The 21,245-nt window shown below is 59.7% G+C and carries 16 protein-coding genes; 2 read left to right on the forward strand and 14 right to left on the reverse strand.

What is annotated here, in order from left to right:
- The first annotated feature begins 188 nt into the window (after positions 1 to 188).
- Positions 189 to 1,832, forward strand: a complete 1,644-nt coding sequence (locus BQ8482_RS11320) for an MFS transporter (RefSeq protein WP_123147813.1) — start codon at positions 189 to 191, stop codon at positions 1,830 to 1,832.
- Between the two features lie 182 nt (positions 1,833 to 2,014).
- Here BQ8482_RS11320 and BQ8482_RS11325 read toward each other — a convergent pair whose 3' ends face one another.
- The 3 genes from BQ8482_RS11325 to BQ8482_RS11335 all read right to left on the reverse strand — a co-directional run bounded on the left by BQ8482_RS11325 (position 2,015) and on the right by BQ8482_RS11335 (position 6,535).
- Positions 2,015 to 3,529: a DUF2235 domain-containing protein gene (locus BQ8482_RS11325; RefSeq protein WP_123147699.1), complete on the reverse strand. Its 1,515-nt coding sequence runs from the start codon at positions 3,527 to 3,529 to the stop codon at positions 2,015 to 2,017.
- A gap of 259 nt (positions 3,530 to 3,788) precedes the next feature.
- A complete protein-coding gene (locus tag BQ8482_RS11330) occupies positions 3,789 to 5,243 on the reverse strand; it encodes an argonaute/piwi family protein (protein ID WP_123147700.1) in 1,455 nt (484 codons plus the stop codon).
- The gene (locus BQ8482_RS11335; RefSeq protein ID WP_244602746.1) at positions 5,240 to 6,535 is read right to left on the reverse strand and encodes a DUF4365 domain-containing protein; all 1,296 of its coding nucleotides are present in this window, start codon (positions 6,533 to 6,535) and stop codon (positions 5,240 to 5,242) included. Before BQ8482_RS11335 ends, BQ8482_RS11330 begins: the two co-directional genes overlap by 4 nt.
- A 523-nt stretch (positions 6,536 to 7,058) precedes the next feature.
- On the opposite strand from BQ8482_RS11335, the gene BQ8482_RS11340 reads away from it, so the two are divergent.
- Entirely contained in the window at positions 7,059 to 11,609 is a 4,551-nt protein-coding gene (locus BQ8482_RS11340; protein WP_123147702.1) for an NACHT domain-containing protein, read from the forward strand.
- Here BQ8482_RS11340 and BQ8482_RS37660 read toward each other — a convergent pair.
- The 11 genes from BQ8482_RS37660 to BQ8482_RS11390 all read right to left on the reverse strand — a co-directional run bounded on the left by BQ8482_RS37660 (position 11,554) and on the right by BQ8482_RS11390 (position 21,200).
- On the reverse strand, positions 11,554 to 12,084 hold the full coding sequence (locus BQ8482_RS37660) for an endonuclease/exonuclease/phosphatase family protein (protein WP_342210944.1): 531 nt from the start codon (positions 12,082 to 12,084) through the stop codon (positions 11,554 to 11,556). The genes BQ8482_RS11340 and BQ8482_RS37660 overlap by 56 nt on opposite strands.
- Before the next feature lie 630 nt (positions 12,085 to 12,714).
- Positions 12,715 to 12,888, reverse strand: a complete 174-nt coding sequence (locus tag BQ8482_RS40545) for a hypothetical protein (RefSeq protein WP_425294094.1) — start codon at positions 12,886 to 12,888, stop codon at positions 12,715 to 12,717.
- Positions 12,851 to 13,462: a recombinase family protein gene (locus tag BQ8482_RS11350; RefSeq protein ID WP_425294093.1), complete on the reverse strand. Its 612-nt coding sequence runs from the start codon at positions 13,460 to 13,462 to the stop codon at positions 12,851 to 12,853. The genes BQ8482_RS40545 and BQ8482_RS11350 overlap by 38 nt, the downstream gene beginning before the upstream one ends.
- Positions 13,463 to 13,646: 184 nt before the next feature.
- On the reverse strand, positions 13,647 to 13,901 hold the full coding sequence (locus tag BQ8482_RS11355; RefSeq protein ID WP_165848514.1) for a gamma-glutamyltransferase: 255 nt from the start codon (positions 13,899 to 13,901) through the stop codon (positions 13,647 to 13,649).
- A 78-nt stretch (positions 13,902 to 13,979) separates the two neighbouring features.
- Positions 13,980 to 15,116 (reverse strand): aminotransferase-like domain-containing protein, encoded by a 1,137-nt coding sequence (locus BQ8482_RS11360; protein WP_123147705.1) that lies wholly within the window; start codon positions 15,114 to 15,116, stop codon positions 13,980 to 13,982.
- Complete coding sequence (locus BQ8482_RS11365) at positions 15,113 to 16,204, reverse strand: hypothetical protein (RefSeq protein ID WP_133254744.1); 1,092 nt, start codon at positions 16,202 to 16,204, stop codon at positions 15,113 to 15,115. Before BQ8482_RS11365 ends, BQ8482_RS11360 begins: the two co-directional genes overlap by 4 nt.
- A gap of 77 nt (positions 16,205 to 16,281) precedes the next feature.
- On the reverse strand, positions 16,282 to 16,701 hold the full coding sequence (locus BQ8482_RS40045; RefSeq protein ID WP_165848515.1) for an extracellular solute-binding protein: 420 nt from the start codon (positions 16,699 to 16,701) through the stop codon (positions 16,282 to 16,284).
- 35 nt (positions 16,702 to 16,736) lie between these two features.
- Positions 16,737 to 17,534: an extracellular solute-binding protein gene (locus tag BQ8482_RS40050; RefSeq protein ID WP_123147708.1), complete on the reverse strand. Its 798-nt coding sequence runs from the start codon at positions 17,532 to 17,534 to the stop codon at positions 16,737 to 16,739.
- Positions 17,535 to 17,706: 172 nt separating this feature from the next.
- Entirely contained in the window at positions 17,707 to 18,654 is a 948-nt protein-coding gene (locus BQ8482_RS11380; protein WP_123147709.1) for an amidohydrolase family protein, read from the reverse strand.
- 114 nt (positions 18,655 to 18,768) lie between these two features.
- On the reverse strand, positions 18,769 to 20,073 hold the full coding sequence (locus tag BQ8482_RS11385; RefSeq protein WP_133254745.1) for an extracellular solute-binding protein: 1,305 nt from the start codon (positions 20,071 to 20,073) through the stop codon (positions 18,769 to 18,771).
- A gap of 41 nt (positions 20,074 to 20,114) precedes the next feature.
- Positions 20,115 to 21,200, reverse strand: a complete 1,086-nt coding sequence (locus BQ8482_RS11390) for an aminotransferase-like domain-containing protein (protein ID WP_165848516.1) — start codon at positions 21,198 to 21,200, stop codon at positions 20,115 to 20,117.
- Positions 21,201 to 21,245: the final 45 nt, after the last annotated feature.

Below are 21,245 nucleotides of genomic sequence, written 5' to 3' on the forward strand. Positions count from 1 at the left end.
GCTTAAGAACTTGGGATTGAGCGCGTCATCCGAAACCGATATGTCGGCTGCACGGATGAACTTGGAGCATGCGCAAGCGGGTGCTGGGTCATGCCCTGGAAGTACTGACGGGTTACAGAACATCGCAGAGACAAAAAGGCAGTAGTGGCAGCCGTGAATTAGATAGTCGGCTGGTCGAAGGTAAAAACGTGCAGCACGAACATCCTCATCCGTCAGCTCCGACGACGCTTGCCCCGCTTCGCAACCCGGCATTTCGATCGATCTGGACTGCCACACAAATCTCCAGCCTGGGGTGGCTCGTGCAAACGGTGGCCATCAGCTGGCTGATGGCCACCATTTCGGCTTCCGACCTGATGGTCGCACTCGTTCAGGCCGCATCCACATTACCGGTGTTTCTCCTCTCAGTTCTTGCCGGAGCCATCGCGGATAACTTCAGCCGCCGATGGGTGATGTTTGCGGGGCACTGCCTGATAGCATCGGCATCAACGACGCTGATGATTGCTGTGGGCCTGGGATTTGTCGATCCCTGGCTCCTACTCGGATTGGGCTTCCTGGCTGGCTGCGGCTTCGCTTTGAACGATCCGGCCTGGCATGCTTCGGTCGGCGATATTCTTCACAAGCGCGACATTCCGGCCGCTGTGACGCTTATGTCTGTCGGATACAACATCGTGCGCAGCGTCGGTCCGGCTTTGGGGGGCGTGATCCTGGCCTTCTTTGGACCGCTTGCCGCGTTCGCCTTGGCCGCGCTGAGTGATCTGGCGCCTCTAGGCGCAATATGGCGCACCAAGTGGAAAGTTCGCTCTTCGCCTCTCCCTCGCGAGAGAATGGCGATGGCGATTCACGACGGTGTCCGCTTCACGGTGATGTCCCTGGAGATCAGGGCGGCCATCGCCCGTGCGACCCTTTTCGGGTTGGCCAGTATTGCTATCCTCGCGCTGCTGCCTCTCGTCGTCCGGGATCAGCTGAAAAGCGGGCCGATCGTCTACGGCATCTTGTTGGCGGGCTTCGGAATAGGGGCTTTCATAGCAGGGATGAGCAACGGCTTCTTAAGGCGGATCACGTCTCAAAACAGGCTGGTGGCGTTCGCCTCCGTCGCCTGTGCGGCATGCTGCCTGTGCCTTGCACTGACATCGTCGGTCCCTGTGGCGGCAGTCGCGCTGGCGTTCGGTGGCGCGGGTTGGCTGATCACCTGGACCGGTATTGACGTATCGGTGCAGTTGGCAAGCCCGAGGTGGGTTGTCGGCCGGACGCTCTCGATCTACTACGCCTTGAGCGCTGGCGGTATGGCTGCCGGCAGCTGGATCTGGGGCACTGTCGCTCAGAACTACTCCTTGACCTGGGCTATGGAGGGCGCCGCAGGGGCTCTGTTGCTGGTTGCGGCAGCGGGAATAGTGCTGCCGATACGTCCATGGGAAGAAACGGATCAAGAAAGTTCGGACTTTCGCGCCCCGGAGCTCGCACTCGATCTGAAGCCAAGGAGTGGTCCGATCGTTGCCAAGGTCGACTATTCCATACCCGAAAAGAATACCGACGCCTTCCTCGCCTGCATGCGCGCAAAGCGCCATGCTCTTAGCCGTGCCGGTGCACGAAACTGGACGCTCCAGCGCAATCTTCAAACGCCTTCGCTTTGGACGGAGACGTTCCGCACGCCAACCTGGATGGACTTTCTTCGCCTCAATCATCGGCTCACGGCAGCGGACAAGGAAGTAGGCCAGCACCTTCTCGCCTTGCATGGGGGCGAACTTCCTCCGCACACGGAGCTTTCGATCGAGCGAACGACCGAGGCAGCCCGTAGCCGTGTCTCGACATTCGTTTCTCGTCCTCCGAGGTGACGTCATGATGAAGCCGTTACAGGCGCGATAACCCCGGGATTTCCAGAGCACAAGGTTCGCACGGTGCCGGCTGCAGGAAGCGATCTGTAGACTGACGTTCCGCACTGCCCTTTTATGCGACTTTCTAAGCACAAATCGGGAACAGAAACCTCGACGAGGCTCCCCACTCCACTTCACATATTCTATTCATAGTAGGCGCGAAATTTCTCATGATTCCGCAAGGCCTCAGGACGATAGGAGCCGGACCCAGCGCATTGCGGAACCTGCGTGAGTTGGAATCGCTCTTCTACGGTAGAATGGACAGGAGCTTCCGGATTGATTTCCCGGATTTTGGTCTTCCATCCAAGGCGGCTTGCGAGCAGGCGCAGCCAGCGGGGAATGCGGGCTTCAAGCACATCCTGCATGCCCGCGACTTCGCAATGCTGCAGGGCGTCAGCTCTCGGGAAGAGGTGGAGAGGTGTCCCATTTTCAGACGTCTGCGGCAGACGTTTGCCGTCGACAATCACTGGCCCCATCTTAAGACCGTCGGGCAGCCCCAACACCTCTTCGATCATCCATTGCAAGGCAATGTCGGAGAGCCGTGATTCACTCTCCGGGTAACTGCCGCCGATGTCGGAGTGGTTCCCGGCGAACCACAGCTGTTTGAACGTACGGACGTCGTTCCGCTCCTTCGGCATGTCCCTTGTTGGACCCCAACCCACGCGAGCAAAGTCCTCTCTCGTTTCATCGATGGCATTCGCGGAACGCGCATATCCCACAAATCGGCTTAGCAGGCGGTCGAAGTTCTCCCCTTTCCACTCCGCAAGGTGAGAGGATTTATCACCAGGATTAGGGAAATCGCGGATGACTTTTCTGATTGATTTGCGCTGTTGCCAAGTGATCAGAACACCGCCGGCAACCGCCGCTAATCCGACGAATGCCAGCGTCGAAAACCAGAAGGCGAAACCGAAAAGGGAAAGGATGCCGGCCACTACAAGCGCAGGTACTAACGCAAGCGCTGCTGCGAGCAAAGCGGCGCCGACGGCCAGGAAAATCTTGATACCGATCGCAAGCGGACCTTTGGCGCCAAGAGCCGCTACGGTATCAAACACGCCGATGAAGTATGGCGATGCGTTGGAGCGGTGGACCTCACCAGATTCATGATCGGCGCCGTATTGGGCTCGAAACCGGCGTGCAAGCTCGAGCCTTTCGTCCTCAAACTTCGCACGTGGGTGCCCTGCCCCGTGTTCCAGCACGGTGTGAACTGCACTGCTGGCGATATCGCGGACCGCCTTTCTGAAGCGCGGGATCGGATGATCGCCATTGCGGCTGGGAATCCCACAGAGCATCAGCAGGCTGGCCAGGCTCCGCACCGTGTAGGCTCCCCTGCTGAAGCCTAACAAGAAGATCCTGTCGCCAGGTTCATAGTGATTGATCAGGAATTCGTAGCAGTCGACGATGTTGGTCGTTATTCCGCGGCCGGACACGGATGCCAACGTCTTTTGCACCCACCGCACTACACTCGTGAAGCCCGTTGCCGTGGTTTCGGTCCCGAGGCCAGGATCATAGAACGCAACCTGATCGTGAGGATCAATCGATGTTTCTGGGCCGACCCTGCAAACTCGGTACATCTTGTAAATGTTGCTCAGGCGCTGCTCGACCCGAATACCACCCTCCTGACCGGTGCCGTCGGAAAAGATGACGATGTTTTTTGTCATGGGCCGCGCTCCTCTTGTAAGGATAGTATATGCGCCTCAATCTAGACGTTCAGGCAAGCTTTGCCTTTTCCTACAGACGGGATGATCAGCTAGGGTCAACGGGAAGGACAGATTGCCCTGCAGAGGCGAAATCTCGGCCTTCTTTCCAAGTTGATCCACCGCTCTATCGAGGAGAACGATGTCTTCGAACTACGTCGTCTGCGCGGCCGCCCGTGCCCACATGGCGCGCATCGTGGGCGAGTGATGATCCCGACGATCATCAGATGTACCGTCCATAGTCGGAATTGACCCGCTCGTCGGTCACATACTTGAGCACCTCGCCGACATTGCGCGCCGCCCGGATCGGAATGGGCAGTTTCTGGTTCATCTGTGTCGAGTTCCAGTTGACCTTCGTCAATGAGAAGACCTCCTCGGCCAAGGTCCTGACCGTGCTGTCGCTGCGCGAATGTGGGCAGATGAGCAGAGGCTTGGGATCGTACATGCCAGGATAGGTCCCATAGTAGGGAATGCTGCCGGTAGTATAGAGAAGCCCCTTCCCACCCATCTCAACAAAGGTCCCCCGCATCACCGGGTAGTTCCCGTCGCGAAGCAGCTTGATGTGCGAAGACTCCTGCACCCAGACCAGGTCGCGCAGTGCCGTGCCGGCCTCTTGCAGCGCTTCCAGAATGCCGCCTGCCTCCTCGTCGCGAAACCGGGAGGTCTTCAACACGATCACTCGAGCGGGATAGTTCATGTGATGGGCACGATAGGCCGCCAAGACCTCTCGGATCAGTTCCTTGGCATCCTCCTCCGCCATATAGGGATGCCGGCCACGCGTTTCGGTCCGAGCGCGCTTGCCTTTCAGGATGAAGCCTCTTCCACGTTCGTCGAACATCTGGGCGGCGCTGGTGAATAACTGCTGTCCACCAACCTCGCGATAGTAGCTGATGCCTATGTAGCAGGCGGTGTATTCGCCTTCTTTCGGCATCCGGCGCCATGGGATGCGGCCGGATCCCTTGTAGTAGAGCGTCGTCATCAGATTCCAAGTGCGATCGGCCTTGTCCTGGATCTGGCGGCCGGTAGCTTCCTTGATCTTCTGCGGGATGGTCACCGCGTCGTCGAGCACGTCCTCCCACGCGATCTGGATCGGGAATCGTAGATCCATCGCGCGCGCCTTGAGCATACCCCGGAAGTTCGGCGCATCGCTGCCGCCGCTGTCCTCATGCTCGGTCGTGCCCTCGGCGGAATACTTGGCGTTCACGACGCGTTCGATCAGGCTCACCGGCAATGCCACGATGGCCACGTTCGGGCGATCGGTGCCCTCGTCGATGGCCCTGAGCAGCAGCATCACCTCGTCGACGGCCATCTCCACCGCTTTCTCGTGGCGCGGTTCCTTCAAGATGGCTTCGATCCGGGCCTGTGGGACGGCCAACGCAGCGCCATCGATTAATTCGAATTTGCACCGAAAAGGGTTCTGGTTCCCGAGACCGGGAAAGTCCGGATGCATGTTCGGATGCTTGTCGGTCTTGCCGGGAAACCCTACCGTCGCGTCATTGAGATAGCGCCTGGTGTCCTCGATCGTCTTGGCATTACCGACCACAGCGATCCTGATGGCGTCGCCGACGGGAGTCTGTAACGGCCCCGCCTCGAAAAGACCTAGGCGAGGGTCCGGATGATGGTGCTTGTCGCCGAACTCGAGATGCGGTTCTTGGAAGATCGTGGTTTCGAACTTCATTTGAACTGGATCTCCGCCTGCTTGCTCTCGGCGTCGTCGTCCTTGACCTTCCTGCTTCCCCACACATCTTCCGGAACCCGCATCTCAAGGTGCACTTCGGGAGGCGTCCCGAACCTCAATCTGGCTTCCTCGACGGCTTCGACGAACAGGCTGCGGGCATCCTCATCCCCAAGGGTCAGGAACCGGTGCCACAATATTACTTGGCCGCGGAGCGATGCGCTGTTGTCCAATCTCTTCTTCCCTGCCAGCAGTTCGGCCGGATACGAGTGCGGCTGGAAGCCGTTGGTGGTAAAGTGGTAGTTTGGATTCACCACCAGGAACCATTCGTCGAGAAGTTTCTCGAAGCGTGGAATGAAGGCGTGATGCCGGACGAAGGCTATTCGTTCGGGGTTGGACTTCTGCTTGGCGACGTTGACGACGTCGGAGCTCGCCTTGACCTTCGACGACTTGTACGAGAACGTCCGCGACGTGTTGGCAGCCAATGCCTTGAAGTAGAATTGGCCGCGATCCTTGTCCCAGCCGAGATCCTTCTGGAACTGATGGCTCAGCGTTCTTCGCAACAGATGGGCGAAGGCGTTGCGCTCGTCGATATCCTCATGGAAGGCTAGATAGCGGGTATCGATTGCCTCCACCATGTCATGCTCGACTATCTCGTCGCAGACGTTGTTCCTGGGGTCTTGGAACGACCAGAAGGTGTCGCCTTTCATCACCCAATCGAAACGCGCCGGTTCGTCCAGCTCCAGCAACGCCTTGATCGCTTCCTTTGGCGTGCGGGTGGTCGGAGCCACATACATCTCGGTCGGCAACATAATCGGCAGCATGTTGACGAGCGCGTCCTCGCCACCGCCCAGCGGAGGTATGTAGTATCCGAAACCGGCCTTGGGTACTGTGATTGCAGCAAGCCGGTCGACAGCTTGCTCATCAAGAACATCAAGGCGCTTGTCGAAGCGGAGTCGACGCTCGCCCCCGATGTCGCGCGGCACTTCTTTCCAGAAGAAAGTTGCATCGGAGTCCCGATAAAGTACGATAATCACTGGCAGGTTCGATGGCCGCCAGTACTCTAAGTCCTCGCTGCGCAGCGTGTAATAGAAGCCGTCATCGTCCTCAGACGCATAGTCGTTTGAGTACCGCGCTTTCACCTGGACGGCGATCATCTTCGCCAAGGGCTTTCCCTTGTCCATAACCTCCACAATGGCATCGATCCCCGCTTCCAACCGCGATCGAACGTCGAATTGGAAACCCAGCTTCAAGAACCGAAGTCGAGCAGCAGCCTCGCCGATCTCACCCAGCAACTGATTGTCGGTAATCCTCTTAGACATCGACGCTCCCAGGGAACATTAGGCGAACGAACAATATCGGTGTCATGTCGTCGATTGTCGATACTCTTTCGTGGACTGGCGTGGGTTATGCATGCATTCAATTGCGGAGCGTAGGGCATGGGCGACGTCTCTCGTCCATGCCATGGCGCTACGTTGATCGTGTGAGCTCAACGTCGACCAAGATGATTCGTAAGAACGGCCGCTTACCCCTAACACTGGTCGCAACCAGACTGTCCGCAGTCGGCCCATTTCTGCCGTAGGCGCATCACGTCCGAAAGAGCCGTTTTTGCCCGAAGCTGTCCCTGATAGGCGGCCGGCAAGTCTAAGACGAAAGACCTCTAATACAGGGGCTGTTGCCGTCGCGTCGGCCAGGCCACACCTTTGCGGGTTATAAAGGCACGTTCTAGGTCGCACGTCGGGACCTTTGTCGGAGGTTACATGTGAATTTGGGCTGTCCGCTCGATCACTTCGTTCCGCAAGCGTGTTAGCAAGAGGAATGCAAAACCTCGCCAATCCTTCGACCACTGGCCAGTCCGAATTCATCGACCTCGATCGCACGCTGCGTGACATCCCTGTCGGCGAGAACCTGACGGACGAGCTCGAGCTGCAGAGGCGCATAGGTTCGGGCGCTTCGAGCACCTGGGCCGAGCTCTGCCCGGAAATGCGGGTGGTCGTATTGGCCGAGGCGGGAGCTGGAAAGACCTGGGAGATCCGCAATCTCGCCGACCGCCTCCGCCACGAGGGCAACGTGGCGTTCTTCATCCGCCTGGAGTTGCTGGCGGAGAATTTCGAACTCGCGTTCGAGCCGGAGCAGTATCCGGATTTCGAGGCGTGGCTGGCCGGCCAGGAAGAAGCATGGCTGCTCCTCGACTCCGTGGACGAGGCACGATTGCGCCATCTTGGCGATTTCGGGATCGCGATCCGAAAGTTCGCCAGCGTGCTGGGCGCGGCGAAGGCCCGCGCCCACATCGCGCTGACCAGCCGAATCAGCGCCTGGCGACCTGCCACCGACCTTGGCTTGTGCGTCGAGCTGCTGCCGCATCCTTCACCGGACACCAATACACGGACGAACGAGAGCGGCGATGCGTTGGACGGCGACACTGTCCGGACGGAGCGTGTTCAAGGCGGCGCCACATCCGGGTACCGAGTGGTCGCCCTCGAAGACCTGGGCGACGACCAGGTCAACCGCTTTATCGCCGCGCGCGGGGTCGCGAATCCTGCAGCGTTCGTCGATGCCATAGAACGCGCCGATGCTAAGGGCTTCACAGGGCGGCCCCAGGATCTGGACGAGCTGGTCGATTTCTGGCGTGTCAATGGCAGGATCGGCTCCCGATGGGAGGTCCTGACGGCCAGCATTGACCGCCGGCTGGACGAGCGCGATCAGAACCGGGCCGATGTCAACGCCCTGTCGCCCGAGAAGGCCAGGTTGGGTGCACAGGCCCTGGCAGCCGCCGTGACGCTGACGGGGGTGCCGGTCATTCGGGTGCCCGATGGTGCGGACACCACCGATGGCGTTGCCATCTCCACCGTTCTCCCGCAGTGGACTGATGCCGAAGCGGGAGTGCTGCTGCAACGCCCTGTGTTCGACGGCGCCATCTATGGGACGGTCCGGTTCCATCATCGGTCGGTTCGTGAGTTCCTGGCGGCGCAATGGTTCGCCGACCGGCTTAGACAGGCGCCGTCGCGCCTTGGCCTGGAACAGCTGTTCTTTCGCCGCCAGTACGGGATCGAGGTGCTGTCGCCCATGCTGCGCCCGGTGCTGCTTTGGCTAATGCTGATGGATGAAGGCATCCGGCGGCGGGTGCTGACATTGGCGCCGGAGGTGGTCTTCGAAGGCGGGGACCCGAGCCGCTTGCCTTTGGCCGATCGCAAGAGGATCCTGGCCGACGTTTGCGAGCAACTTTGCAAGCACACGTCTGGACGTTCGGTGCAGGACTACTCGGCCGTACAACGGTTCGCAAAAGAGGACATCTCCGACGAGATCCGGGTGTTGCTGCAGCGCTACGCGGACGATCCGGAAGTGGCGCCCTTCCTGCTCAGGATGGTCTGGCTTGGACGGCTTCGCACCCTCGCCCCCGAAGTCGTCGGACTGGCAAGCGATCCCGCCGATGCCGGCTATCGACGGCTGACGGCTTTCCGCGCTCTCAATGCGATCGGGACGGAACCCGAAATCGACGCGGTGCGCCAGGCGGTCCTTGCGGAGCCTGGCGATCTCGACCGGCGGCTACTGTCCGAGTTGATCTCGGGCTTGCCCGGCACACCGGCGAGCGTCACCTGGTTGCTAGCAGCGATCGGGCGTGCGGCGCCGAAAAAGAAGCGCGCCGCCGATCATCTGTCGCATGAGCTTGCCGCCTATGTGGAGCGGAGTCCGGTCATCGACCCGGCCCTGGTGATCGGCTTGGAGGCGCTGCTGGGCACCGCGCCGATGCTCAGCGACCTGAGTAACCAGGTCTCGCAGCGCTTCGAGTGGGTGCTGGTCGCGGCCTCGCGGGCGGTGGACCGGCTGATCCACGAACGTGACCCCATCGTTATGACGCATGCCGCTCACAGCATCATCCGCCGTGTGAGCACCGCCCGCAGCTATCAGAGCGACGTACTGTCGGGGGAGAAGGAGACGTTCGCCGAACTCGTTCCGGCGTGGCCGGAGCTCAACCGGGCGCAGTTCTGGCATGATGTTGAGCAATTGCGGGTGCACCAGGCCGCAAAGGGCGGGCCGCGGGTCGTCGACTGGTGGCGGCCGGCAAACTACGGTGCGGCCTGGAAGTTCGGCGCCAACGATTTCGATTATACGGTCGAGGCGATGACGTCGAAGCCGGTGCTGGACGATCAACTCGTTGCCTTGACGCTGGCCTTCCATCTCTACCAGAACAACGGCCGCCCGCGGCACTGCCTGACTGCTATGAAGCGAGCTGCAGCAGAGGGGGAGGTGGCGGATCGGCTGCAGGCGCTGCTGCATCCGGTGGCCGATCCGGAGATGCGCAAACTGAAGGTCCAAGAGCGGCGATGGACGCGTCGCGACAAGGAGCGCCAGGCGGCCGAGGCGAGAGAGCTCAGGGAGTCTCGCGACAATCTCAATGCACATCTCGAACAGTTGCGTACCGAGCTCAGTTCTCACCCGGAGCGGGCTGGCCAGCTGAACGCGATCCGCTACCTTTTCGACCGCACCCGGGACGACCAGCACCAGAACCACTGGTCAAGCTATGACTGGCGTGGTCTGGCCGCGGACTTCGGGTACGACCTTGCACGGCTGTTCAGGGACGCGGCGCAGAATTCCTGGCGCCTCAGCCGACCGACGCTCCGGTCGGAAGGGGCACCGGACAATGAAACGGCGTTCGCCACCATCCTGGGCCTTGCCGGCCTCGATATAGAGACGCGAGAAACGCCTTCAATCCTCAAAACTCTGAGTCCAGAGGAGGTCGAGATCGCGGCGCGGCACGCGGTGTTTGAACTCAACGGCTTCCCGACCTGGTTTCCCACGCTTTACGAGCACCATCACGAGGCAGTGGCGGCCTTTCTGTTTGCCCAGATTCGGTACGAACTGACCGAGGCCGCCGCTGAAAACCGGGGCAACGACGTCCTTGGCGACGTGAGCTGGTCGGGCCAATGGGCCTGGGACGATCTGGGGCCGATGCTGATCGAGCTGCTGCACGAGCATGAGCCGGCGGATAGCGGCGCCTTGAACAAGGTGCTGAAGATCGTGAGCGGCGCTAGCGACCCCGATGCGGCCATCGCTGCCCTGGCGCGGTCGAAAAGCCAGAGTGTGGCGGAGGTTTCACACATTGGACAGTGGTTCGCGGTGTGGATGGGCGTTGAGCCGGACGCGGCGATCCCGGCCTTCGCTGGCCACCTCGCGACGCTTCCGGCCAAGCAGGCGAGCGAGCTAGCGATGCACACGGCCGTTGCCTTGTTCGGAGGGGACTTCCACGCCGGACCGGTGGCACGGTCCGGCTTTATGCAGCCCCGATCGCTGCGCCGGCTCTATGACATCCTGCATCAGTACATTCGGCGGGCTGACGATATTCACCGCGCCGGTTCGGGCGTCTACAGCCCCGGATTGCGCGACCATGCCCAAGAGGCCCGAGACAGCATACTCGATCGGTTGCGCGACCAGTCCGGAAAGGAGGCGGTGCTGGCGCTCCGCGAGATCGTGACCTCGCAGCCGGGCCGGGAATGGGTCTCGGGACTGCTGCGCGGCAAGGCAGAGCGCGAAGGCGACTTCGAGCCGTTCGCTCCCCAGGACATCCTCTATCTGGGCGAGCACTTCGAACGCCGCCCCCGGAGCGCCCGCCAGCTCGGCGACACCGCTAGACTGCGCCTGCTGCAGTTGAAGGAGGCGGCCGAGGAAAGCCTATCGCTCGACGCCGGAGTGCTGGACATTGCCGATGCGCAAGCCGTCCGGGAGCTGGCGCAGACCCGGCTGGAGGCCCGGTCCGACAACGCCTACAGCGTGGCTGTGCCGGCCGGGCTGCCGCCTTCGCTGGTATTATCCGGCGTGGGGTATGCAGCCGCCCAGCCGCTCGTTACCGGCACGTCCGAGGACGTGCCAGAGGTGTCCTGGATAGACACTCTTGAGGCAGGAAACACGTCGCACCGCGGCGTGCTTGCCGTGTTCCATCTGGCCCGGTCGAAGCGATGGCGCTGGCCGTGGTCATCGCCCCCGACTCTGGAGGAGACGGTTGCGGCCGCTCGGGCGCAGTGGGAGGCTAAGGAAGAACACGTGCCCACGCTCGATGACGTTGAGGTGATCGGCATCGACCTGACCCGGATTCCGCCGGTGCTGGGCAAGAAGGATATCTGGGACCGCATCTTCGATTTTCTCCGCTGGTTTTGGGGTACGACGCTGCTGCGGCTGGGGACGATGATCGCGACTGCCGGCGTCACGGCTATCACCGGCGTGTTCCAGGTCGTTGTCGAATGGGCCCTCTATAAATTCCTGGGCATCCGGCTCGACATCCCCGAGATCGCGGGGTGGATCGGGTGGGTGCTGTTGGCTATCGGCATCGGCGTCGCCTTGCTTGGTGCCGCTGATCAGCGCAAGGGGCGATAGGCATGCAGATCTTCAATCCGATTGGCTCCTCCAGCCAGGACGTATCCTGATGATGGCTGCTGGACACGGGTCCTTCGACAACCCAGCGGCGGTGGACGTCGAGCGTGAAGCGGGCATGCTCCATCCGTTCCTCATCGTACAGGTGAGAGAAGTGGCTGGTATAGACGCGGATCAGGCCGATCGGCGTATCGATCGTCGCCTCGGTGAGGCCGCGCTGGATGGAATGACTGTTGGTCGGCCCAAGCTTGGGAAAAAGGAAGGTCGGCGTAGTCAAGAGCGGCCACCGTGACAGGATGGCGTTGCCGAACTGGCGCCGCACGGGACGACCGTCGAGGCTCTTGTGTATGTCCACGGCAGCGCCGAAGACGGCGTGATAGCCGCCGAGACGCTCTGCGATCCGCTCCACCTGACGAATATTGCCAGAGCGCTCCCAATAGGCCTCCACCTCCTGCAAGCCGATGACGTCGGCTCCAATGAGCGCATCGCAGTGCGGTCAATGTCATAACGGTCGTCGCGGCCTTTACCATATTGGATATTGTAGGTGATGACACGCATCAAAGCCTCGCAGGTTCGGGAAGGGGATCAACTGGATAGCGGGTAACGCCGCGTGCCAGGATAGAAGCCTGCCCTCGTGTCGCGCAATTGATGATGCGGTGACCGCCACGTGAAGAATAATGGAAGACCCGGTCACTCATACCTGCCTTCAGCTTCACTGATATCAGCGAAGCGTACGATACTGGCGGGAAACCCGCGAGAAGGATCATGGATATCGAACCCGAAGATAGCGACCACCCGAACCCCGTCGCAAAGGGGCTCCGCATTTATGGCAGGAAGTAAGTCTAGCGATCGAGAAGGACATACAGCCTGGCTCCGGGGAAGCGTTTGGCGACCAAAGAGGAACTTGCGCGGCGCACGACGCCAATTCGGTTGGCGGGTACCGGTTTTCAGGGGATAAGCTCAAGGTTTCTGCGCCAAGGCAACGGCAAGCCGAACGAACGGGAACTGGTGAGTGACATGGCCGTCCTTCGCCTGTCGAAAACGAGCGGTTCCGTTGTCGATTTCAGAAGAACGATTTCAGTATTGACCAGAAGAGCTTTTCAGCAGGTCACACAGCCTGCTTCCTGGGAACGGTGCGCCGCGACTTTTGTACATCTGTTCCGGCCCCGGCCCAGCCGATGCGCTCCAGTGAATCAATGAGTGTCGAGCGAGGTACCTTGAAGGTGCGGCACACCGAGGCCTTGCTAGTGCCACTGTCGAGGGCGGCGATGATCTGTTCGATCTTCTACGGGTCCAGCGAGGGCGGCCGTCCTCCCTTTCGACCGCGCCGCCGGGCGGCGGCAAGCCCCTGCCGTCACCCGCTCCGTTATCAAGGCGCGCTCGTATTGGGCGAGCGAGCCAAAGATGTTGAACAGGAGCTCTCCATGGGGCGTTGTGGTGTCCATCTGCTCGGTCAGCGAACGGAAGGCAACGCCACGCTCCTTCAGTTCATCGACGATCCGGATGAGGTGTGATAGGGAGCGGCCGAGGCGGTCAAGCTTCCACACCACCAACACGTCGCCGGATCGCAGCTCCTCCATGCAGGCCTTCAGTCCCGGTCGATCGTCGCGAGCGCCGGAGGCTTTATCCTGATGCAGATGACGTCCGTCGACGCCGGCGGCGATTAGCGCATCACGTTGCAGGTTGACCGACTGACGTTTGTCGGCAGATGAACACGCATGTAGCCGATCAGCATATACGATAAACCTCGAATTAGACGTTCTCGTACATTGCCACAATCCGACAGGGTTTGTCGCATAAAAAGCGGGGCTGAAACGACGCTTCAGACGTCTGCCTTGTAAAGTGACGACAATCACCTGTTTGTCGTTACACCTATGGGGCATGCGCGTCTAAGCCAACGGCAGCGGGCACGGGTGACGCCTGGGTCGCCTGTAGCGCCTCGACGTTGAGCTCGACCAGCGGAAACCCTCGCGTGCCAGGCTGATCGCAGAAGACAGAGTATCGGAGAACGACAGTGCCGTATCGTCGCACCAACTCCGCTCACCCGGCCAGGCATCCCGGAAGCCCGCTTCCATAACCATCACGTCTGATCGAGAAGCGATCCTCGACGCCCGCGAAGCTGAACTTGTGCGGATATGAAGGTGTGAAGTTCAACACGCGAACGCGGTTCTCTGCAGCGACGTAGCAGATTGCTGTGCCGCCGCCGGCCAAGCCCGACATGTAGGGCACAGCGACATTGCGTGCCGCCGCCGTCGCTGCTGCGGCGTCGAAGGCGTTTTCGGTGTTGGCGAGCACACGCGCTCTGGCGCTGGCGGCCAGGGGATGAGCAGCGGCGACGACTCCGAACAGGGAGGCGATGGTTGATTGCCTTCCTCATCTGACGGGTCCGTTCCTGAGGTTTTTCACGAGCGCAACCATGGCATTGGTGAGATCCTGCCTAGTTTGCGGTGCCACCAGGGAGAGACGGATCTTGTTCGGCATCGTCATGCCACCCGCATTGAAGAGATCGCTCGGACGAATTTGCACTTTGAACGGGCGGACGGCCTCGGCGAGTTTTGTGGGAGTCCAGTGATCCGGCAGGCCAAGCCAAAGATGCAGTGCATTTTTGTGGGTGTGGAATACTTGCCCGTGCAGCGCTTCCGTCGCGATTTGCTGGCGCACCTCTACCTCGTCGCGGATTTTCATAGCGATCTCGTCGGCGGATCCAGTTTCTATTAGGTGCGTTATCAAGGCGCTTGAAATTGCGGGGATGAACCAGGCAGAGATACTCTGAACAGGCCCTCTAAGTTCGGCGAGCGCTGTTGAGCTCGGCGCGACCAAGAACGCCGTGCGGAGCCCCATGCCGATGCACTTGGACACGGACATGATGTACCATGTGATATCCGGCGCGATAGACGCGATGGGAGCCGGTACGTCCAACGCGATCATTCCATGGACGTCGTCTTCTATGATGGAAACCCCGTACTTGCGCGCCATTTCCGCAATCGCAGACCGCCGAGCCTCCGGCAACACCGAAGTCGTAGGGTTGTGTATAGTGGGATTGCAATAAAGCACACGCGGCCGGTCTCGCTCACAAACATCGGCGAACGCCTCCGGAATTATGCCATATTCATCGATGGGAATGCCCACCAGCTTGAGACCCAGGAGCCCGCAGATCTGCGTCGTTCCCGCATATGACAGCGTCTCAGTTGCCACACAGCCGGCGGTTCCGCCCAAACGCGCAAGCAATATCTGGAGCGAATTCTGTGTCCCGCCCGTCATGAAAACGCGATCTGCCTCTGGGCGGAAGCCCAGCCGCGTCGACAGCCACTCAGCAGAAACTGCGCGCTCTGAATCAGTACCAAAGAAGCGATGCCTTTGGACAAGTTGGGAAAGGTCATCCCGTCCGACCACGTACGACATCCCATCTTGAATGTACGTCTCGAAGCCTTCAATCTGGGGGGGCATCGTTCTGGTCATATCGATCATGCCCGCCTGGGGCATTGGCGAGCTGGCTTGCTGAGTGTTCATTTTCGTGCCCTTTCTTCGTCCGCTTGCGCGGGCGAGGGGGCGGCAAGCAGGGTGTCGACCTCGCGCAGGGTCGATTTCATTTCGTGCAGGAGGTGCAGGCTCGCGTGGGCGACCTCGCGGGCGCCGGACTCGCCCAAGAAAAAGAAATGCCCGCCTTCCGAGTGGATGGTAAGGCGCTGCCAGCCTCGCGCGGCAATTTCGCGCAACCCGCTCCACACGTCGGTTGAAAGCGGTTTCTCAGCCGCGGCGCGTCGCACCAGCCATTGCGTGTTCAGATGCCCCCAAGACGAGGAATCTCCGAGAACATGCGCCATGTCCGACGAGGCGGTTGGTACAATCGTGGCCGTTAGCGGGGCAGCGTCCAGGTCGCCGTTCAGGGTGTCGGCGGCAGCCTCGTCTTCGCTCCAGTGCATCCGGCCGGCGCAGAACCGCTGCGCCGTGCCACGCAGCATGATGGGCGTGTTGCATAAGAAATGTTCGTGATAGGCGTCGATTCCGATGGTCTGCCGCCCGGCCCGTGTCGATTGATCGGCTATGGCCTCATCGAAACCCCGCATGAACTTGTTGCCTTGGAAGGTCCAGAAGCCGGTCTTGCCAAGAGGCTCACCGCCATCACTCAGCGGGATAAGGCCGGGCAGTGGCGGCGTTGCGGCCAGAGAAATGAAATGCACCTCAATCCCTTGGGCAAGGCAGGCGCGGTTGAGCGCGAACACCGAGCGTCCCGCCATACTCCACATCTGGATCAGCACGTCGGATGCCTTGTCGTTCCGGGCCTTGTCCGCAACAACCTCCGCCACATACGCAGCCCATTCCGCGATGGTCAGGTCAGACCGGGTGCTGCTTACCGAGGGGTGGTCCGTCGGATAGCTGAGGCCCAAGAGACCGCATCCAAGTTCCTCGAACCAATGGTCAAGGAAATCGCGTCGGTCGCCCCGGCCTTGGCCATAGGCAATGCGGGCAAGGTGGCACCCGCCGGGAAGGAAGACGATCAGGGGGCGCCCCTGCTGGCCCGCACGGTGGTAGGCCAATGATGTTAGGCCTGAGCCGGTGGCGGGATACTCCGGCGGCTGCATATTGGGGAACGACATTTCAGAGTTCTTTTCAGATGGAGACAGACGAGCGACGCGCGGCCGGCACTGCGACCTGCTGCGGGCGCCATTGCGCATTACTGCAGCAGGCCGTTTACCCGGGCCGCAAGTTCCTTCAACTCAGTCTTGGGTTGGGCTTTGCCCGTCACCACCCGGTAACATGCATCTTCGATCGCCTTGATGATCTCCGAGTTGTTCTTCGGGAAGGAATACCAGCCGGTCAGCTTGGACATCAGCGGCGTGGTTGCTTTCACGAATTCGGGATTCTCGCTGTAGAACGTCTCGGTGGTTTTCGGGTCATTCAGGACGTTGGTGTTCACCGAGGAGTAGCCAGTGCGCGTCAGCATGACGTTTTGGCCAATGGGGCCAGTGGCGAACTTGATGTACTCCCACGCCGCCGCCTGCTTTTCCGGATCGGCGGTCAGCATGACGATGCCGTTGCCCGCCGCCGGTAAGAAAGCATCGGCGCTGGACTGCGGATAAGAGCCTACCTTCACCGTGAAATGCTCCTTGGCAGCCGCGACATGGGAGGTCAGCGCACTGCTGGCGCTGAAGAGGATGCCAAGCGTGCCGCGTAAGCCTGGCGTGCCTGGTTGCGCTCGAACGGCGGCTGACCTTCCTTGCCCAAGCGATGCAGCAATTCCATCGTCTTCTCGCCAGCGTCGCCATCGAAGGCGACGCTCGCCTCGTCAGAGGTAACCATCTCGCCGCCAAAACCGCCGACGAATGTCTGGAAGGACCCGCTGTTATTGGTGTACTCGACATAGAGGCCGCTGACGTCATCTCCCAGGGCGTCGATCTTCTTCGATAGCGCGATGATGTCTTCCCAGGTCTCGGGCAGTTTATCAGGATCACCCCCGGCCTGTTTCACTAGATCCGCATTATAGAACACCACGGGAAGCGAGATGCCGAAGGGTAGGCCATAGGTCGTGCCGCCATAGGCAGCTAGGTTGGTGATCGCAGTACTGTAGCCCTGGCTCTCCCAATCGGGTTCCTTCTGAATGAAAGTGTCCAGCGGCACTGGAAGCTTGCGTTCGACGAGCGTGCGGATCTGGTTCAGACCCTGGTAGGATATATCGGGCATCTGTCCGGTAATGCTCGCCCGGATCGTTTGCTGGACCAGCGTGTCATAGCTGTCGGAACCGATCTCGAGCTCGACCTTGGTATCGGGATGGATCTGCATAAAGCGATCGGCCAGATCCTGATAGAGTTCCTTGTAGGTCGCGGGCGAGTAGGACACTCGCAGCGTCGTCTCGGCTGCGGCAGTGGTGGCCATCATAAATGTCAGGCCGGTTAGGGCCAGACAGGTTCGTGTTTGGATCATTCGCATGACGTCTTCCCAGAGCTTTACAGTGGATCTATTTCACCGCCCCGCCTGTGAGACCCTCAAAGAACCAGCGTTAGCTGACAGGTAGGCGATGATGAGAGGCGCTCCCGCGGAGGCCGAATGGCGAGAACGGCTGATGCTGGATGCCTTAGCGTAAAATGAAAATCCTCCGGTTCTATTGGACCCCGAGCTTCGGCGGAGCCCTGTCCAAGTGATAGACTGCAACCGCATTGTCATGAAAGATTGCCATTTCGTCGCTCGGCGAAGCGCCTTTAAGCGACATGCGTACGATCTCGATCCATCTTCGATAGTGCGTTTCCGAGACCACGATTGGCCAATCGCTTCCGAATAGGGTGCGTTGGGGGCCGAAGACCTCGTAGGCATGTGCAAAATAGCGCGATATGACTTCGGTGAGCGCACGCCCGTCATCGCCAAGGGTTGCCAGTCCGGAAAGCTTGCACACCACATTTGGGAACCGTGCAAGACGCGCGAGATCATCCGCCCATTGATCGAAGGCGCCGCTAGCAATATTCGGTTTGCCGGCGTGGGTGATGATAAACTGGGTTCGCGGGCACCTTGCGGCGATTTCCGTCACGTCGTTGATGCCCGCCGGCCATACGCCGATCTCGCATGTCAGGTCGAGCTCAGACAGGCCGCCTAGCAGCCGCGATATGTCGTTCCGCAAGAAGAATCTCTGGTCGCGGGCAAATCTGCTGAGCAAACGGATACCACGAACCAGAGGGGTCTCGGCGAGAGCTGCGATTGAAGCTTCATTGTCTTCGCCTGACTCCACGTCGATGGCGGCGACGAACCCCGCCAAACGTGGATCAATTTCAGCCTGTTCCGAGGCGAATGCGACTTCTTGGCGAACGTGTTCCCAGTTGGCAGCGGCTTCGACGAAGATAATCTTTTTCAGATCAGGGGTTTTTACGGCCGCGAAGACGTCGCCGACATAGCATTTCCTAAGATGTTGTGGGAGCTCGTCTGTCCAACGATATGTGAAGCGAGCGGGATCACACAGATGAACATGGGTATCGATAATGTCCGTACGTCGATACGATACCGGAAGCCCTTGTGCCGAGGGCCCTTTATATGCTTGTAATCCGTTTGAGTTTACGTCCATTGGACTGGACCCTCCAGATAGCCCACCGATTTGGAACGATCGGCATAATTTGGCTGGTCGCCCGCCGGTATTCACTGCCAGCAGGCGCGTGCTTCAGGTTAGGCTTCGCCCCATTCAGTTGCCGACGGGACAATTGGTAGGCAGCAGTCCTCGAACTTCCTGGGTCAGCTTCGGGAATACATCGGAGACCTTCAGACTGCCGCTGACGAGACCCTCGACTTTGTTGTTGATCACGTCCTTGATCTTGATCCCGTTCGCGCCCGCCCAGGACTCCCACGGCTGGGCGATTGCCATCTGATTGACGCTTGTTAGCTGATTGGGATGCCCTTCGTAGTAGTTGCCGAGCATGGTCGGTTCGTCGACGGGAAGGCGATTGCTCGGGCCATAACCGGTCTGCGACACCATCAGGGTCTGACCGACCGGACCGGTCGCGAATTTCAGATATTCCCAAGCGGCTTGTTGCTTTTTCTTGTCTCGCGTCAGAATGACCGCGCTCGCTCCACCCGTCGGCACGCGACCGTCCTTGGCAACATCTGGCCACGGCATGGTACGAAAAGTAAACTTGTCGCCGATGATGGTGTCAGCTTGGGCGACATAGGCCGTGGAGCCGGCTACAATTCCCATCTTACCCGCGTCGAACGCCGGTCGATTCTGCTTATATGTCAGGTATTCCATGCCTTCTGCGTGGAACTTCTCGAGCATGGAAAAGGCCCAGGTGCCTGCCTTGCTGTCGAAAAGCACTTCGCAGCCGTTTTCGCTCGTCATGTGCCCGCCTTGGCTGTTTATGAGAGCCTGGACGAGCCAGTTTCCGGAACTGTCCCACTGGAATGAGAAGCCGCCTGGAGCGCCCGGTAAGGCTTTGATCTTCTTCCCGAGGGTCAGGATGCCGTCCCAAGTAGTCGGAAAATCATCCATCGAGCTGCCAGCCGCTGTGACGAGATCCTCATTGACGTACAGAATCGGGGTCGAGATCGCGAATGGCAGTGCATAGGTGGTGCCGTTCATCTGGCCGAGCGATACAACCGTAGCCATATACCCAAGTTTGTCAAAGCCTCCGTCAGCCTCGGCAAACGGTTCCAGGTCAACGGGTAGATCCCTTTCGACCAGCGCTCGGAGCATATCGAGACCGATGTAGGCGACGTCAGGCGTGTCTTTTGTCAGTGTGGAACGAAGTATCTGCTGCACTGCCTGCGCATAATTTTCAGCCGGGGCCTGGAATTTGATCTTGATGTCCGGATGCGCCTCCATGAACTTTCCGGCAATTTCTTCCTGAAGTTTGGAGAAAGTGGAGGGAATGGGGTACAGGACAGATATTTCCGTTTCAGCTTCTGCCTGTAGGGAGAGCATAGAAAAGCATATTATACTTGTGGCAATTGTTGATAACAGTCGCATTGCTTTTTCCTTCTCAAAGGGGTTCACGACACCCCCTGTCAGACCTTCGTCGATGATGTAAGTCTTATCTAGACGGAAATGGCGTCCGCGACCTTAGAAAGAGAACCTTGCAGTTCCTTGACATCCGTCGCTGCGCCAACGCAAATTCGGAATGCATGTGGCTCAGTGCCCTGACGACCCCCATAAGCGGCGACCGACCTGACAACGATATCCTGATCACGGAGAAGTCGGACGACCTCCGCTTCGCTGCGCGATCCGGTTATAGGTAGCCAAGTGAAAAGGCCCTCTGGGTCGAAACGGATATTGAAATTTGCAAAAGTGCTTGCTGCGCACTGGTGACGAACCGCCAGCTCCGCTCGAACTTCCAATCCTATTCTCTCGGCCGTTCCGTCGTTGATCCATCGCGTGGCAACCTCCGCCATGACGGGCGATGGGTGCCAACCGGAGAGCGATTTCATCCGCGACACAAAGTGCTGCGCCTTTTGCGCGTCCGGCGCCACGATATATCCGACCCGAAGTCCTGCGCCGACACATTTCGCCAGGCCACTCACAAACCAAGTCGTATCCGGAGCAAGCGAAGCTATCGCCGGCGGCGCCTCTGTCTTCAGCCATCCGCAGATGTCATCTTCGATGATCGTTACGCTGAATTTCCGGGCTATGTCGGCAATCTCCAAGCGCCTTGTCCGCGGCGTCGTATAAGTTTCGGGATTGTTCAGCGTCGGAACGATGAAAAGCACTTTCGGCGCATCGCGCACGCATTGATCCTGAAAGGCGTCCGGAATGATGCCGTGTTCGTCGCAGGCAATGCCGACGTGGCGCATTTTAAGAAGTTCCGGAATGCCCCATACCTTCAGGCTGCTGAGTTCCTCGGTCGCAATGATATCTCCTGAGGAACCAAGCAACAGCAGTAGGGCCAAAACCGCCGATTTCGTGCCGTTGGTAACGATGATCCTGTCGATCGGTAGATCACCTTGGAACCGCTGCGCAAGCCATTTTGCCCCAGCTTCCTTGTCCGATGGTGCCCCGTCATATCTATGGTCCGGCAGGAGTTCTCCGATGTTCGGCATCGCCGAAATTTCAACAAGGGTCTGCGAAAGCGCCGAACCGACGAATTTCGGAAGTGGCGGTTTGGCCAGTGTCAAGTCAACGAGCATAGTGAAGCCTCTGTTTCTGCTTGGCGAGCGATCCGATTGCAGCTG

The sequence above is a fragment of the Mesorhizobium delmotii genome (assembly GCF_900149755.1).
Classification (GTDB): domain Bacteria; phylum Pseudomonadota; class Alphaproteobacteria; order Rhizobiales; family Rhizobiaceae; genus Mesorhizobium; species Mesorhizobium delmotii.